Here is a 15,168-nt window from a genome sequence, read left to right as displayed (position 1 = left end):
ACGTGGTGGCGGTAAGCGGCACGCAGCGCACGCGGACGGTGAGCCCGGCCCGCTGGGTCGTCTATGCGGGGGCGGTGTTCGCGGGTGCGTGGCTCGCGACGCAGCTGTTCTACCTCGCGCAGATCGCGCTGTGGTCGTTCGTGAACCCGGGCTCGACCGCGTTCATGCGCACCGACGCATGGTGGCTGTCGCGCGACAAGCCGCCCGCGCAGATCCAGCACCAGTGGGTGCCGTACGACCAGATCTCGCGCAACCTGAAGCGCGCGCTGATCGCATCCGAAGACTCCACCTTCGCGACCAACAACGGCTACGACGTCGACGCGATCCTGCAGGCATGGGAGAAGAACAAGGCGCGCGGCCACATTGTCGCGGGCGGTTCGACGATCACGCAGCAGCTCGCGCGCAACCTGTTCCTGTCGCGCGAGAAGAGCTACATCCGCAAGGGGCAGGAGCTCATCATCACGTGGATGCTCGAAACGGTGCTCGACAAGGAGCGGATCTTCGAGATCTACCTGAATTCCGTCGAATGGGGCCGCGGCGTGTACGGCGCCGATGCGGCCGCGCGCTATTACTACAGGATTCCCGCGAGCCGGCTCGGCGCGTGGCAGTCGGCGCGTCTCGCGGTGATGCTGCCGAAGCCGCGCTGGTTCGACGCGCATCGCGGCTCGGCCTACCAGGCCCAGCGCGCGGCGATCATCGCCCGCCGGATGGGCGCGGCCGAGCTTCCGCAATCGGAGTGAACGGCGCGCTCGCGCCGTCGCATTGCCCGTTTCGCCGCCGATGCGCCATTGGTGCGCTGCAGCGCATTCGTGTCGCGCGCATTTCGGGCCGCATCCTTTAGACGAATTCGTCTATTTCGCTTTGCTGAGCAATGCCGGTGACCGCGCGAATTTGTTTGCCGATATGGCACGAATTCCACGGTTTTTTAGCATTCCCGGGTAAACGCGAAAGGTATTGAAAGCAGTGTGAAATGCAATGTTTCGCGAATCGAAGCATTCCTGAAAGGTGTGCGCCGCACCGGCCGCCGGCCAAATATTTCCAAATTTTTCAAAGCCGATGTGCTCGCGTATATTGGCCAGCGCCTCGGCTTATCGGCCGCAATCGAGGCGGGGGGCGGCTTATCCGGCTGCTCGACACAAAAAACATCCGAGAGAAGGAAAGCAACGATGCCAGCGAGCAAAGCGAAGCTGTTGTTGGGGGTGGTTTTTTCTTCGCTGATTCTGACGGCCTGCAACGACGACGTGACATCGTCCGCTGCTGCCAGCGCCGACAGCTCAGCCGATCCCGCCAGTCAGGTGGACAGGGCGTACAACGATCCGAACAGTTATTCGTCGAGCGCGAACGCGTCGCTCGACGCATCCGCCGCGGTTGAAAAGGCGGCCGTCACGCATCACCAGATCACGCTGAACGGCAAGACGATCCGCTACACGGCCACGGCCGGCCACCTCGTCGCGCGCAATCCGCAGACGGGCGCGCCCGAAGCGTCGTTCTTCTACGTTGCCTACACGGCCGACAATCAGCCCGCGGCGAAGCGGCCCGTCACGTTCCTGTACAACGGCGGCCCCGGCTCGGCATCGGTGTGGCTGCACCTCGGCTCGTTCGGCCCGCGGCGGGTCCAGACCGGCGACCCGAACGCGAACGCGTCGACGTTCCCGTTCGTCGACAACCAGGAAAGCCTGCTCGACACGACCGATCTCGTGTTCGTCGATGCGATCGGCACCGGCTTCTCCGAAGCGATCGCGCCGAACACGAACCAGACGTTCTGGGGCGTCGACCAGGACGGCGGCGCGTTCCGCGATTTCGTGACGCGCTACCTGACCGTGAACCAGCGCAACAATTCGCCGAAATACCTGTTCGGCGAGTCGTACGGCACGCCGCGCACCGACGTGCTCGCGAACCTGCTCGAGACGGCCGGCGTGAAGCTTGACGGCATTGTGCTGCAGTCGTCGATCCTGAACTACAACACGAACTGCGACATGGCGAGCGACTATGTCGGCAACTCGAACAACGGCTCGAGCCCGGTGAGCTGCGCGGGCTTCGTGCCGTCCTACGGCACCGTCGGCGCCTACTACCAGCTGGACAATCCGAACCCGTCGAACCTGCCGCAGTATGCGGACCAGATGCGCCAGCTGACGGCCGGCAGCTACGTGCCTGCGGTGAACGCGTACCTGGCGAGCCATACGTCGCCGCCGCCGAGTCTCGTCACGACGATGGCGAATTCGACCGGTGTGAAGCAGGCGCTGTGGAACGCGAACTTCAACGTGATCCCGACCTTCTTCGACAACAGCTTCCAGCTGTCGCTGATCCCGGGCACGCTGATCGGCCGCTACGACGCGCGCGTGAACGTGCCGGTGTCGAGCCCGCTCGCGGCGGACGGCGATCCGTCGAGCACGTTCATCACGAAGCCGTTCACCGACACGATCGGCAGCTACCTGCCGAACGAGCTGAAGTACACCGCGCAGTCGGCCTACTCGTTGAGCAGCAATGCGATCAACACGTGGGACTGGACGCACGACGGCCTCGCGATGCCCGACACGATCCCCGATCTGGCCGCGGCGCTGACGCTGAATCCGTCGTTGAAGGTGCTGTCGCTGAACGGGTATCACGACATCGCGACGCCGTTCTACCAGACCGAGCTCGACCTCGCGCGGCTCGGGACGCAACCGAACCTGACGATCAAGGACTATCAGGGCGGACACATGGTCTATCTCGACGATACGTCGCGTCCGCAGGAGAAAGCCGACCTCGTGACCTTCTACAACGCGGCCGCGCACTGATGCTGCGCCGGGCAGGCGAGGCGCCCCCGGCGGCGCCTCGCCTGCCGTCGACGACCTCATTCCAGACTGGAGCCTGATATGAAGAATCGTTTCATCGTCGTTGCCGCGGTGCTCGCATGCGCCGCCGCTGCAGCATCCGTATCCGCGTTCGCACAGGCGAGCGACGCCGCCGCACCGGCGCGCGCGCGCCAGGCGCAACTCGGCGATCCGTACGTGCCGCCGGCCGCGCGCAAGCCGACCGCCGGCACGCAGACGACGGGCGCCGCGCTGCATGCGCAGGTGGTGCGCAAGCTCGCGCGGCAGTTCGACACGGCCGACACGCAGAGCACGGGTTCGATCACCGAGGCGCAGGCGCGCGCGGCCGGCCTCGGTTATGTCGCGAACCACTTCCGGCAGATCGATTCGGGCGGCAGCGGCCGCGTGTCGTTCGCCGACGTGCAGCGCTACATGCAGGCACGCAGCACGAGCCAGCAGTAAGCGCGGCGCGTTGTGAACAAACGGGGGCGGAACCTGCTGAGAGGCGGGTTCCGCCCCCGTGCACATGGCGCGGCCGTCGCGTCGCGTGCAGCGTATCTCGTCTGAATTCTCATTATCTGGACAACGCATTCAAATATTGGAGACGAGTGCGTGCGCTCCTACAATCCGAAGCACATCGACAGCTTCGGACCCACGCATCGCGCGGCGCCCGACGCACACGGAGACACATTCCATGAAGTTCGCCGGGCGCCTTATTCGGTGCATCGACCGCCGCCTCATCGCGACGCCGGACGCAGTTCCGGCGGCGCGCGAGCGGCTTCACCGATTCCGTTGAAGAAGCCCGCCCCCATGACCAAGATGCCCGTATCCCTTGCCCTCGATGCCCGGCGCGCGACGCCGGACGATGGGTCGCTGACCGACAGCATCGGCGCGACCAGCACGCCGCTCGATCTCGCCGCACAGCAGGCCGGCACGCAGACGCTGCTGCGCGGTCTCGCGATCCTCGAGGCGATCGCGAACGGTGCGCGCGACATGCGCGCGATCGGCGCCGCGCTCGGTACGACACGCAGCACGACGCACCGCCTCGTCAGCAGCCTCGTGCAGGCGCGCTACCTGCGCCAGGTGCAGGGCGGCTACCTGCTCGGCCCGAAGCTGATCGAGCTCGGCACGATCGCGCTCGAGCAGATGCCGCTCACCGCGGTGGCGCGCCCGCATCTCGAAGCGCTCGCGGAAGCGACGCTCGACACGATTCACCTCGGCGTGCGCGATGGCGACGACGTGCTGTACATCGACAAGATTCCCGGCACGCGCGGCCTCGAGATGCGCTCGCGCGTCGGCCACCGGATGCCGCTCGCATCGACGGGCATCGGCAAGGCGATGATGCTCGACCTCGATCCCGACCTGTGGCGCTCGCTGTTCGAGGCCGCGCGGCGCGCGCTGGCCGGCGTCAATTTCAAGCCCGACAACCGGCCGGAGACGAGCGCGTTCCTGCAGCGCATGGCCCATTACGCGGCCGGCGGCTATACGTTCGACCTCGAGGAGAACGAGGCGTCGATCCGCTGCGTGGCCGCGCCGATCCGCGACGCCTCGGGCGCGATCGTCGCGGCCGTGTCGGTCGCGAGCACGATTCCGTACATGCCGCACGACCGGATGGACGAACTGATTCCGCTCGTGCAGCGCGAAGCGCGAGCCATTTCCGCGGAACTGGGCTGGAGCCCGCCGCAGGGTACCCGCAGGATCAAACGATGACGACTTCGACCCGGACCGTTCCGGATGCACGCTCCGCCACCCCGTCGCTGATCGCGCTCGACTGGGGCACGACGTCGCTGCGCGCGTATCTGTACGACGCGCACGGCGCGCTCATCGACACGCGCAGCCGCGCGGCGGGCGTCATGCACGTGCCGGGCGGCGGCGCGCGCGCGTTCGACGCGGTGTTCGAGGAAGCATGCGGCGACTGGCTCGACCGCACGCCCGGCCTGCCGGTGCTCGCCGCCGGGATGGTCGGCAGCGCACAGGGCTGGCGCGAGGCGCCGTACGTCACGGTGCCGGCCGGCGCCGACGCGCTCGTCGCGGGCCTCATCACGGTGACGACGTCGCGCGGCGCGACGGTATCGATCGTGCCGGGCGTGATCGCGACGGGCGAATTGCCCGACGTGATGCGCGGCGAAGAAACGCAGATATTCGGCGCGCTCGCGAGCGATCCCACGCTTGATGCTGATCGTTCAGGGGTACTGATCGGCTTGCCGGGTACGCATGCCAAATGGGCGTGGGTGAAGGACGGGCTGATCGAGCGCTTCCAGACCTTCATGACGGGCGAGCTGTTCGCGGCGCTGCGCGACCACACGATCCTCGGCCGCACGATGCGCGCGGGCGCGTCGCCCGATCGCGCGGCGTTCGTGCGCGGCGTGTCGGTCGCGCGCGGCGCGCAGCGCACGGGGCTGCTCGCGACGATTTTCAGCACGCGCACGCTCGGCCTGACCGACCGGCTCGCGCCCGACGCGCAGGGCGACTACCTGTCCGGCCTGCTGATCGGCCATGAACTCAATGCGCTCGACGCGATGCTCGCGGAGCGCGGCATCGCGCTCGCGGACCAGCCGCTGCTGCTGATCGGCGCCGACGGCTTGTGTGCGCGCTACATCGATGCGCTCCACGTATTCGGCCACACGCACGCGCGGGTCGTCGCGCATGCGACCGAGCGCGGCCTGTGGCGGATCGCGTCGCGCGCCGGGCTCGTGCGCGCGGACGGCGAGCCTGTCCTGGCCGACCAATGAACCGATTGCAGAGGAACCCAGTCATGCCGTCCGACCTTACATTGCCCGCGCCGTACGCACCTCACGCCGCATTGATGCGCGCGTTCGATGCGTGCCCGCTGATCGCGATCCTGCGCGGGATCACACCCGCCGACGCGGCCGACCACGGGCATGCGCTGTACGAAGCCGGCTTCCGGATCGTCGAGGTGCCGCTCAACTCGCCGGATCCGTTCGACAGCATCGCAAAGCTGCGGCGCGCGTTGCCCGACGATGCGATCGTCGGCGCGGGCACCGTGCTGCGTGCCGAGTATGTCGACCGCGTGCAGGACGCGGGCGGCGCGCTGATCGTGATGCCGCACAGCGACGCGGCCGTGATACGCCGCGCACGCGAGCGCGGCCTCGCAAGTGCACCGGGCGTCGCGACGCCGACCGAAGCGTTCGCGGCGCTCGCGAACGGCGCCGACGTGTTGAAGATGTTCCCGGCCGAGCAGCTCGGCGTGACGGTCGTGAAGGCGTGGCGCGCGGTGATCGACCGCGCGGTGCCGCTGATCCCGGTCGGCGGAATTTCACCGGACAACATGCAGCCGTTCCTCGCGGCCGGCGCGAACGGCTTCGGGCTCGGCTCGGCGCTGTACCGGCCCGGCCAGGCGGCCGACGCGACCGCGGCGAACGCGCGCGCGTTCCAGGCCGGATTGCGCGTCGCGCGCGGCGGAGCCGTATGATGGGCCGCCTCGCGGGCAAGGTCGCGATGGTGACGGGCGCGGGCCGCGGAATCGGCGCCGCGATCGCCCGAGCGTTCGCGCGCGAAGGCGCGGCCGTCGCGCTCGTCGATCTCGACTTCCCGCAGGCGCAGCACACGGCCGCCGCGATCGCGCACGACGTCGACGGCGCGCGCGTGCTGCCGCTGCACGCGGACGTCGCACGGCAGGAGGCCGTGCGCGATGCGCTCGCGCAGACCGAAGCGGCATTCGGCCCGCTCGACGTGCTGGTGAACAACGCGGGCATCAACGTGTTCGCCGATCCGCTGACGATGACCGACGACGACTGGCGTCGTTGCTTCGCGGTCGATCTCGACGGCGTGTGGCACGGCTGCCGCGCGGCGCTGGAAGGCATGGTCGAGCGCGGCCGCGGCAGCATCGTGAACATCGCGTCGACGCATGCGTTCCGGATCATTCCGGGCTGCTTTCCGTACCCGGTCGCGAAACACGGCGTGCTGGGCCTCACGCGCGCGCTCGGCATCGAATACGCGGCGCGCAACGTGCGCGTGAACGCGATCGCGCCGGGCTACATCGAGACGCAGCTCACGCGCGACTGGTGGGACGCGCAGCCCGATCCGGCCGCCGCGCGCGCCGAGACGCTGGCGCTGCAGCCGATGAAGCGGATCGGCCGGCCCGACGAGGTCGCGATGACGGCCGTGTTCCTGGCGTCCGACGAGGCGCCGTTCATCAATGCCGCGTGCATCACCGTCGACGGCGGGCGCGCGGCGCTGTATCACGACTGACGCAACGATTCGAAAGACCGCACGTGCGACGGCCGCGCGCACGCTGCGTCGAAACCAACAAGCGGCTACATCCTGTTCGATGAAAACAAGGAGACACTGGAGATGAAACGCAGAACGTTCGTAACGCTGGCCGCGGCAGCCGCGGTGGTGATGGGTAGTCCGGTTGCGCACGCGGCCGACCCGGTCAAGATCGGCTTTCTGGTGAAGCAGCCGGAAGAGCCGTGGTTCCAGGACGAGTGGAAGTTCGCCGAGATGGCCGCGAAGGACAAGGGCTTCACGCTCGTGAAGATCGGCGCGCCGTCGGGCGAGAAGGTGATGAGCGCGATCGACAACCTGTCGGCGCAGAAGGTGCAGGGCTTCATCATCTGCACGCCCGACGTGAAGCTCGGGCCGGGCATCGTCGCGAAGGCGAAGTCGCACAACCTGAAGATGATGACGGTCGACGACCGCCTCGTCGACGGCGCGGGCAAGCCGATCGAGGCGGTGCCGCACATGGGGATCTCCGCGTACAACATCGGCAAGCAGGTCGGCGACGGCATCGCGGCCGAGATCAAGAAGCGCGGCTGGAACGTGAAGGACGTCGGCGCGATCGACATCACCTACGAGCAGCTGCCGACCGCGCACGACCGCACGAGCGGCGCGACCGATGCGCTGGTGGCCGCCGGTTTTCCGAAGGCGAACGTGATCGCGGCGCCGCAGGCGAAGACCGACACCGAGAACGCGTTCAACGCGGCGAACATCGCGCTGACGAAGAACCCGCAGTTCAAGCACTGGGTCGCGTACGGCCTGAACGACGAGGCCGTGCTTGGCGCGGTGCGCGCGGCCGAAGGGCGCGGCTTCAAGGCGGACAACATGATCGGCATCGGCATCGGCGGTTCCGAATCCGCGCTGAACGAGTTCAAGAAGCCGCAGCCGACGGGTTTCTACGGCACCGTGATCATCAGCCCGAAGCGCCACGGCGAGGAAACCTCGGACCTGATGTACACGTGGATCACGCAGGGCAAGGCACCGCCGGCGCTGACGCTGACGACCGGCATGCTCGCGACGCGCGACAACGTGTCGAAGGTGCGCGAGGAGATGGGGCTCGCGTCGAAGTAAGCGGCCCGCCGGCTGCCGCGGCAATGCGGCGGCCGGCGGTCGATGGATCAGGAAGTGGGGGGACGACGTGTCAGCGGCACTGCGTTTTGACAATATCGGCAAGGTATTTCCCGGCGTGCGCGCACTCGACGGCATCTCGTTCGACGTGCATGCGGGCGAGGTGCATGGCCTGATGGGCGAGAACGGCGCGGGCAAGTCGACGCTGCTGAAGATTCTCGGCGGCGAATACCAGCCCGATGCGGGCAGCGTGCTGGTCGACGGCCAGCCCGTGCAGTTCGCGAGTGCGGCGGCGTCGATCGCGGCCGGCATCGCGGTGATTCACCAGGAGCTGCAGTACGTACCCGACCTGACGGTCGCGGAAAACCTGCTGCTCGGCCGCCTGCCGAACGCGTTCGGCTGGGTGAAAAAGCGCGAGGCGAAGCGCTACGTGCGCGAGCGGCTTGCTGCGATGGGCGTCGATCTCGATCCCGATGCGAAGCTCGGGCGGCTGTCGATCGCTCAGCGGCAGATGGTCGAGATCTGCAAGGCGCTGATGCGAAATGCGCGCGTGATCGCGCTCGACGAACCGACGAGCTCGCTGTCGCATCGCGAGACCGAGGTGCTGTTCAAGCTCGTCGACGACCTGCGCGCGCAGGGCCGCGCGCTGATCTACATCTCGCACCGGATGGACGAGATCTACCGGCTGTGCGATGCGTGCACGATCTTCCGCGACGGGCGCAAGATCGCGTCGCACGACGCGCTGGCCGACGTGCCGCGCGAGAGGCTCGTCGCCGAGATGGTCGGGCGCGAGATTTCGGACATCTACCATTACGCGCCGCGCGCGCTCGGCGACGTGCGATTCACCGCCGAGGGCGTCGACGGCCCGGCGCTGCGCGAACCCGCGAGCTTCTCGGTGCGCGCGGGCGAGATCGTCGGATTCTTCGGGCTGGTCGGCGCGGGCCGCAGCGAACTGATGCGGCTCGTGTACGGCGCGGACCGCCGGCGCGCGGGCGTGCTGACGCTCGACGGCGCGCGCATCGACGTGAAGCGCACCGGCGACGCGATTCGCCACGGCATCGTGCTGTGCCCCGAGGACCGCAAGGAAGAAGGGATCATCGCGATCGCGTCGGTCGCGGAGAACATCAACATCAGCTGCCGCCGCCATTCGCTGCGCGCGGGGCTGTTCATCGACCGCAAGACCGAAAGCGAAACGGCCGACCGCTTCATCCAGCGGCTGAAGATCAAGACGCCGAACCGGCGGCAGAAGATCCGCTTCCTGTCCGGCGGCAACCAGCAGAAGGCGATCCTGTCGCGCTGGCTTGCGGAGCCCGACCTGAAGGTCGTGATTCTCGACGAGCCGACGCGCGGGATCGACGTCGGCGCGAAGCACGAGATCTACGACGTGATCTACCGGCTCGCCGAGCGCGGCTGCGCGATCGTGATGGTGTCGTCGGAACTGCCGGAAGTGCTCGGCGTGTCCGATCGTATCGTCGTGATGCGCGAAGGCCGGATCGCGGGCGAGCTGCCGCGCGAACAGGCGAACGAGCACGCGGTGCTGAACCTCGCGCTGCCGCAGACGAGCGCCGCCCAGGCGGCCTGACGCGGCACACGACATTCGAATCGACCAGGCGCGGCGTGGGCCGCGCGATGCAGGAGCAGGAGACACAATCATGCAAGTCAGGGAAAACCTCGCCGGCGCAGCCGTGAAGCAGTCGGCCGACGCGCTGGTTCCACAGCAAAGCGACCGGCAGAAGTGGTGGCAGCACCTCACCGAGTACAGCCTCATCGCGATCTTCGCGGTGATGTTCATCACGATGTCGCTGACGGTCGATCACTTCTTCTCGATCGACAACATGCTCGGCCTCGCGCTGTCGATCTCGCAGATCGGCATGGTCGCGTGCACGATGATGTTCTGTCTCGCGTCGCGCGATTTCGACCTGTCGATCGGCTCGACCGTCGCGTTCTCGGGCGTGCTGTGCGCGATGGTGCTGAACGCGACCGACAACACGTTCGTCGCGATCATTGCGGCGGTCGCGGCCGGCGCCGCGATCGGCTTCGTGAACGGCGCGGTGATCGCGTACCTGCGCATCAACGCGCTGATCACGACGCTCGCGACGATGGAGATCGTGCGCGGGCTCGGCTTCATCGTGTCGAAGGGGCAGGCGGTCGGCGTGTCGTCGGATACGTTCATCGCGCTCGGCGGGCTCACGCTGTTCGGCGTATCGCTGCCGATCTGGGTCACGCTGCTGTGCTTCATCGCGTTCGGCGTGCTGCTGAACCAGACCGTGTACGGCCGCAACACGCTCGCGATCGGCGGCAACCCCGAGGCGTCGCGGCTCGCGGGGATCAACGTCGAACGCACGCGCGTGTACATCTTCCTGATCCAGGGCGCGGTGACCGCGCTCGCGGGCGTGATCCTCGCGTCGCGCATCACGTCGGGCCAGCCGAACGCCGCGCAGGGCTTCGAGCTGAACGTGATCTCCGCGTGCGTGCTCGGCGGCGTGTCGCTGATGGGCGGCCGCGCGACGATCTCGGGTGTCGTGATCGGCGTGCTGATCATGGGCACCGTCGAGAACGTGATGAACCTGCTGAACATCGACGCGTTCTATCAGTACCTGGTGCGCGGCGCGATCCTGCTCGCGGCCGTGCTGCTCGACCAGTTGAAGAACCGCGGCGTACGCGACTGACCAGATTTCACGGAGACGAACCGCATGACCATCGACACTTCCGCGCACGACCCGCACGCCGCGAGCCATGCGCGCTTTGCGCGATACCCGAGCCTCGAGGATCGCGCGGTGCTGATCACGGGCGGCGCGACCGGCATCGGCGCGTCGTTCGTCGAGCACTTCGCGCAGCAGGGCGCGCGCGTCGCGTTCGTCGACCTCGACGCGGCCGCCGGCACCGCGCTGGCGGAAAGCCTCGCGCACGTGCCGCACGTACGTCATGCGCCGCTGTTCATCCAGTGCGACCTGACCGACATCGACGCGCTGCGCCATGCGATCGACGCGATCCGCGCGCGCATCGGCGCGATCGCGGTGCTCGTGAACAACGCGGCGAACGACACGCGCCACGCGATCGGCGACGTGACGCCCGAGTCGTTCGACGCGGGCATCGCTGTGAACCTGCGCCACCAGTTCTTCGCCGCGCAGGCGGTGATCGACGACATGAAGCAGCAGGGCGGCGGCGCGATCGTCAATCTCGGCTCGATCAGCTGGATGCTGAAAAACGGCGGTTATCCCGTCTACGTGATGGCGAAGGCAGCCGTGCAGGGCCTGACGCGCGGCCTCGCGCGCGACCTCGGCCCGTTCGGCATCCGCGTGAACTCGCTGGTGCCCGGCTGGGTGATGACCGACAAGCAGCGCCGGCTGTGGCTCGACGACGCGGGCCGTGCGGCGATCAAGGCCGGCCAGTGCCTCGATGCCGAACTGCTGCCGGCCGATCTCGCGCGGATGGCGCTGTTCCTCGCGGCCGACGACAGCCGGATGATCACCGCGCAGGACGTGATCGTCGACGGCGGCTGGGCCTGACCGTTCATACCGACCTGCATCGTTTCTTCGACGAAGGAAAGGAGCTCACCATGACCGCCACGTCCTCGCGCGCATCGTCGTCCACGAGCCAGTCGCGCCGCGCCCGCCTGGCCGCCGCCGCGCAGCCGGTCAGCCCGGGCCCGCAGACGGCCGTATTCGCGCAGGGCGTGGGCGCTGCGCATGCGGCGGCCGTCTCGCTGTCGAATGCGTCGCTGCGGCTCGACGTGCTGCCGCACCTGGGCGGCGGCATCGCACGCTTCGACTGGCGCGGCGACAACGGTGCGCTGGTGCCGGTGTTCCGCCGCTGCGAGCATCCGGAGACGGCGACGGACCCGAACGAGCTCGCGTGTTATCCGCTGCTGCCTTACTCGAACCGGATCGGCGGCGCGCGCTTCGAATGCGACGGGCGCAGCGTCGCGGTGCCGCGCAACCGCCGCGACGAGCCGCTGCCGATCCACGGCGACGGCTGGCTCGCGCCGTGGCAGGTGGACGATGCGACCGACACGACGCTGCAGTTGTCGCTCGATCGTGCGAGCGGCGCGCCTTATGCGTTCCGCGCGATCCAGTCGTTCGAACTCGACGACACGACGCTGTCGATCGCGCTGACGATCGAGAACGCGGGGCGCGCCCGGTTGCCGTTCGGGCTCGGCGTGCATCCGTTCCTCGTGCGCGACGCGGTGACCGAACTGGCCGCCGCGGCCGGCGGGCTGTGGCTGTCGGGCGCAGATTTCCTGCCGGTACGGCACGTGAGCGTGCCGCCGGCCTGGCAGTTCGGCGTCGCGTATCCGCTGCCGGCCGCGCTCGTCAATCACGCGTTCACCGGCTGGGGCGGCCACGCGACGGTGCACTGGCCGCGCCGCGGGCTGTCGCTGACCGTCGCGGCAGACGCCGACGCGTACGTGCTCTATACGCCGCCCGGCGAGGATTTCTTCTGCTTCGAGCCGGTCGATCATCCGATCAATGCGATGAACCTGCCGGGCGGCGCGGCCGCGCACGGGATGACGCTGCTCGCGCCGGGCGAGCGGCTCACGCGTCGTTTCGCGTTCACGGTCGAGCGCGCCGATGCGCGCGGCAATGCGGCAACACGCGAGGGACGCCGGCGACGCGGGTAAAATACGCGGTCTACCAACGGTTTGACGCGAGTACCCGCCATGTCTTCCCCGCTTACTTTCATCGAATCGCTGCGCGCCGCGTGGCAGCGTACGAATTCGCTGCTGTGCGTCGGCCTCGATCCCGAGCCGTCGCGTTTTCCCGTGCAGTTCGACGGCCAGCCCGACGCGATCTTCGAATTCTGCCGGCAGATCGTCGACGCGACTGCGCAGTACGCGAGTGCGTTCAAGCCGCAGATCGCCTACTTCGCCGCGCATCGCGCGGAAGACCAGCTCGAACGGCTGATCGCGCACATCCACCTTCAGCATCCGGGCCTGCCCGTGATCCTCGACGCGAAGCGCGGCGACATCGGCAGCACGGCCGAGCAGTACGCGCGCGAAGCGTTCGAGCGCTATCGCGCGGACGCGGTCACGGTGAACCCGTATATGGGCTACGACTCGGTCGAGCCGTACTTCGAGCACGAAGGCAAGGGCGTGATCGTGCTGTGCCGCACGTCGAACCCGGGCGGCTCCGACCTGCAGTTCCTGGAAACGGGGGGGCGGCCGCTGTACCAGGTCGTCGCGGATCTCGCGGCGAACAAGTGGAACGCGAGGAACGGCCAGCTCGGCCTCGTGGTCGGCGCGACGTTCCCGAAGGAAATCGAGATCGTGCGCGGGATCGTCGGCGACATGCCGCTGCTGATCCCCGGCATCGGCGCGCAGGGCGGCGACGTGCAGGCGACCGTCAACGCCGGCCGCACGGCCGACGGCACGGGCATGATGATCAACTCGTCGCGCGCGATCCTGTACGCGAGCAACGGCGAGGATTTCGCCGAAGCCGCGGCGCTCGCCGCGCAGAAGACCCGCGATACGATCAACGCGCATCGCTGATACGCTCCGGCCGCCCGTCCGGGTGGCCGACTTTCCGGCAGGCCCGCGCAGGCGGGGCCGTGTCGCGTTCCCGCGCAACTCTCCCGCTTCGTCCGCCTGCCCGGTCAGCCTTCGCGCTCGTCGAGCAGCTTCAAGAGCCCGCGCAGCGCATGCACGGCCGCCTGCGTGCGGATCTGTTCGCGGTCGCCCTTGAACACGAGCGTTTCGACGTCGGTGTGGAGCCGGTTGCTCCAGCCGAACGACACGGTGCCGACCGGTTTTTTCTCGTTGCCGCCCGCCGGACCCGCGATGCCCGTGACGGACAGCGCGACCTGCGCGCGGCTGTTGCGCAGCGCGCCTTCGGCCATCGCGCGCGCGACGGGCTCGCTGACGGCGCCGTGCTTGTCGATCAGGTCGGGCGGCACGCCGATCATGTCGATCTTGGCCTGGTTCGAATACGTGACGAAGCCGCGCTCGAACCACTGGCTGCTGCCGGAGATATCGGTGATCGCCGCGGCGATCATGCCGCCGGTGCAGGATTCGGCGGTGGCGAGCGTCAGGTGCTCGTCACGCAGCTTGTTGCCTGCGCGGATCGCAAGCTGGTGGACGACGGAATCGGTTGGCATGCGTCGGGAAACGGGAGTCGGGAAATCGGTCAGCCGACGACGGAGCGCCACAGGGCGATCACGAGCAGCGTCATGAACGCGGCGACCAGGTCGTCGGCCATGATGCCGAGCCCGCCTTTCAGGCGGCGGTCGAAATAGCGGATCGGCGGCGGCTTGAGCATGTCGAAGAAGCGGAACACGACGAACGCCCACAACTGGCCGACGAAGGTCGCGGGCGTGACGAACAGCATCACGAGCCAGATCGCGACGATCTCGTCCCAGACGACGGCGCCCGGATCGGACGTGCCCATCTTCCTCGCGGTGAAACCGGCGATCCACGTGCCCGCCACGAAGCCGGCCGCGATCAGCGCCCACCATTCGGGCACCGTCAGGTAGCGGCTCAGCACGACGAACGTAAGCCAGCCGAACAGCGAACCGAACGTGCCGGGCATGATCGGCGCGAGCCCGCTGCCGAAGCCGAACGACACGAGGTGTGCCGGGTGCGACAGCATGAAGCGCGCACTCGCGCGCTTCGGCGCGTGCTCGTTCGGTGCGGCGCCGGGGTCGTCCGCGGCGTGCGCGGGCGTCGGGTCAGTCTGCATGGAAGTGGTCGAAGCCGTGCAACGTGAGAGCCAGGGGCGCGCCGGCGGCGTCGCGCCACGCGATCGCGGGCTGCTCCGACGGCGCGGACAACGCGCGTATTGTACCGATTCGCGTGACCCGCACGCCGGCCGTCGCGCCGGCCGCTTCGACCGCCGCGCGGGCCGCGGCCGGGGCCGTGAAGCACAGCTCGTAGTCGTCGCCGCCCGCCAGCGTGCAGCGGCGCTGCACGTCGGGCGGCAGCGTCGCGAGCGCGGCCGAGCGCGGCACCGCATCGGCGTCGATCTCGGCGCGCACGTTCGAGCGCGTCAGGATGTGCTGCAGGTCGCCGGCGAGGCCGTCCGAGATGTCGAGCGCCGCGTGCGCGACGCCCGCGAGCGCGAGGCCGAGCGCGATG

16 protein-coding genes are annotated in these 15,168 nt (G+C 68.5%); 13 read left to right on the top strand and 3 right to left on the bottom strand.

Annotation, left to right across the window (positions count from 1 at the left end):
• Positions 1 to 2 precede the first annotated feature (2 nt).
• From mtgA to pyrF, 13 genes are all read left to right on the top strand, one after another.
• Complete coding sequence (mtgA, locus tag OEJ37_RS30600; protein ID WP_174420927.1) at positions 3 to 740, top strand: monofunctional biosynthetic peptidoglycan transglycosylase; 738 nt, start codon at positions 3 to 5, stop codon at positions 738 to 740.
• 426 nt (positions 741 to 1,166) lie between these two features.
• Entirely contained in the window at positions 1,167 to 2,777 is a 1,611-nt protein-coding gene (locus OEJ37_RS30595) for a S10 family peptidase (RefSeq protein WP_263348479.1), read from the top strand.
• Positions 2,778 to 2,855: 78 nt separating this feature from the next.
• A complete protein-coding gene (locus OEJ37_RS30590; protein ID WP_174420929.1) occupies positions 2,856 to 3,254 on the top strand; it encodes an EF-hand domain-containing protein in 399 nt (132 codons plus the stop codon).
• Between the two features lie 348 nt (positions 3,255 to 3,602).
• Entirely contained in the window at positions 3,603 to 4,502 is a 900-nt protein-coding gene (locus tag OEJ37_RS30585) for an IclR family transcriptional regulator (protein WP_111017759.1), read from the top strand.
• Positions 4,499 to 5,524, top strand: a complete 1,026-nt coding sequence (locus OEJ37_RS30580) for a 2-dehydro-3-deoxygalactonokinase (protein ID WP_263348477.1) — start codon at positions 4,499 to 4,501, stop codon at positions 5,522 to 5,524. Before OEJ37_RS30585 ends, OEJ37_RS30580 begins: the two co-directional genes overlap by 4 nt.
• 23 nt (positions 5,525 to 5,547) lie before the next feature.
• Positions 5,548 to 6,225: a 2-dehydro-3-deoxy-6-phosphogalactonate aldolase gene (locus OEJ37_RS30575; protein ID WP_263348474.1), complete on the top strand. Its 678-nt coding sequence runs from the start codon at positions 5,548 to 5,550 to the stop codon at positions 6,223 to 6,225.
• On the top strand, positions 6,225 to 7,004 hold the full coding sequence (locus tag OEJ37_RS30570) for an SDR family oxidoreductase (RefSeq protein ID WP_174420966.1): 780 nt from the start codon (positions 6,225 to 6,227) through the stop codon (positions 7,002 to 7,004). Before OEJ37_RS30575 ends, OEJ37_RS30570 begins: the two co-directional genes overlap by 1 nt.
• Positions 7,005 to 7,106: 102 nt before the next feature.
• Positions 7,107 to 8,102 carry an arabinose ABC transporter substrate-binding protein gene (locus OEJ37_RS30565; RefSeq protein WP_175921069.1) on the top strand — a complete coding sequence of 332 codons (996 nt, stop codon included), beginning with the start codon at positions 7,107 to 7,109 and terminating at the stop codon, positions 8,100 to 8,102.
• 67 nt (positions 8,103 to 8,169) lie between these two features.
• Complete coding sequence (araG, locus tag OEJ37_RS30560; RefSeq protein ID WP_174420934.1) at positions 8,170 to 9,681, top strand: L-arabinose ABC transporter ATP-binding protein AraG; 1,512 nt, start codon at positions 8,170 to 8,172, stop codon at positions 9,679 to 9,681.
• Between the two features lie 70 nt (positions 9,682 to 9,751).
• On the top strand, positions 9,752 to 10,768 hold the full coding sequence (gene araH / locus OEJ37_RS30555; RefSeq protein ID WP_174420935.1) for an L-arabinose ABC transporter permease AraH: 1,017 nt from the start codon (positions 9,752 to 9,754) through the stop codon (positions 10,766 to 10,768).
• Between the two features lie 24 nt (positions 10,769 to 10,792).
• Positions 10,793 to 11,608, top strand: coding sequence for an SDR family NAD(P)-dependent oxidoreductase (locus OEJ37_RS30550; protein WP_174420936.1), 816 nt, complete (start codon positions 10,793 to 10,795; stop codon positions 11,606 to 11,608).
• A 50-nt stretch (positions 11,609 to 11,658) separates the two neighbouring features.
• Positions 11,659 to 12,720 (top strand): aldose 1-epimerase, encoded by a 1,062-nt coding sequence (locus OEJ37_RS30545; protein ID WP_174420937.1) that lies wholly within the window; start codon positions 11,659 to 11,661, stop codon positions 12,718 to 12,720.
• Positions 12,721 to 12,759: 39 nt separating this feature from the next.
• Positions 12,760 to 13,587: an orotidine-5'-phosphate decarboxylase gene (gene pyrF / locus OEJ37_RS30540; protein ID WP_174420938.1), complete on the top strand. Its 828-nt coding sequence runs from the start codon at positions 12,760 to 12,762 to the stop codon at positions 13,585 to 13,587.
• Between the two features lie 104 nt (positions 13,588 to 13,691).
• Here the strand turns inward: pyrF and OEJ37_RS30535 are convergent, their stop codons facing one another.
• The 3 genes from OEJ37_RS30535 to OEJ37_RS30525 form a co-directional block, all read right to left on the bottom strand.
• On the bottom strand, positions 13,692 to 14,192 hold the full coding sequence (locus tag OEJ37_RS30535) for a CinA family protein (RefSeq protein ID WP_263348464.1): 501 nt from the start codon (positions 14,190 to 14,192) through the stop codon (positions 13,692 to 13,694).
• A gap of 29 nt (positions 14,193 to 14,221) precedes the next feature.
• On the bottom strand, positions 14,222 to 14,773 hold the full coding sequence (locus OEJ37_RS30530; RefSeq protein ID WP_263348462.1) for a phosphatidylglycerophosphatase A: 552 nt from the start codon (positions 14,771 to 14,773) through the stop codon (positions 14,222 to 14,224).
• Positions 14,763 to 15,168: AIR synthase-related protein (locus OEJ37_RS30525; protein ID WP_263348459.1), on the bottom strand; the 406-nt coding region annotated here is incomplete at its 5' end. The genes OEJ37_RS30530 and OEJ37_RS30525, both read right to left, overlap by 11 nt.

The organism is Burkholderia sp. BKH01 (genome assembly GCF_025685725.1).
Lineage (GTDB): Bacteria > Pseudomonadota > Gammaproteobacteria > Burkholderiales > Burkholderiaceae > Burkholderia > Burkholderia pyrrocinia_C.
The sequence above is the reverse complement of the archived record's forward strand: the minus strand, read 5'-3'. Positions and strand labels throughout refer to the sequence as shown.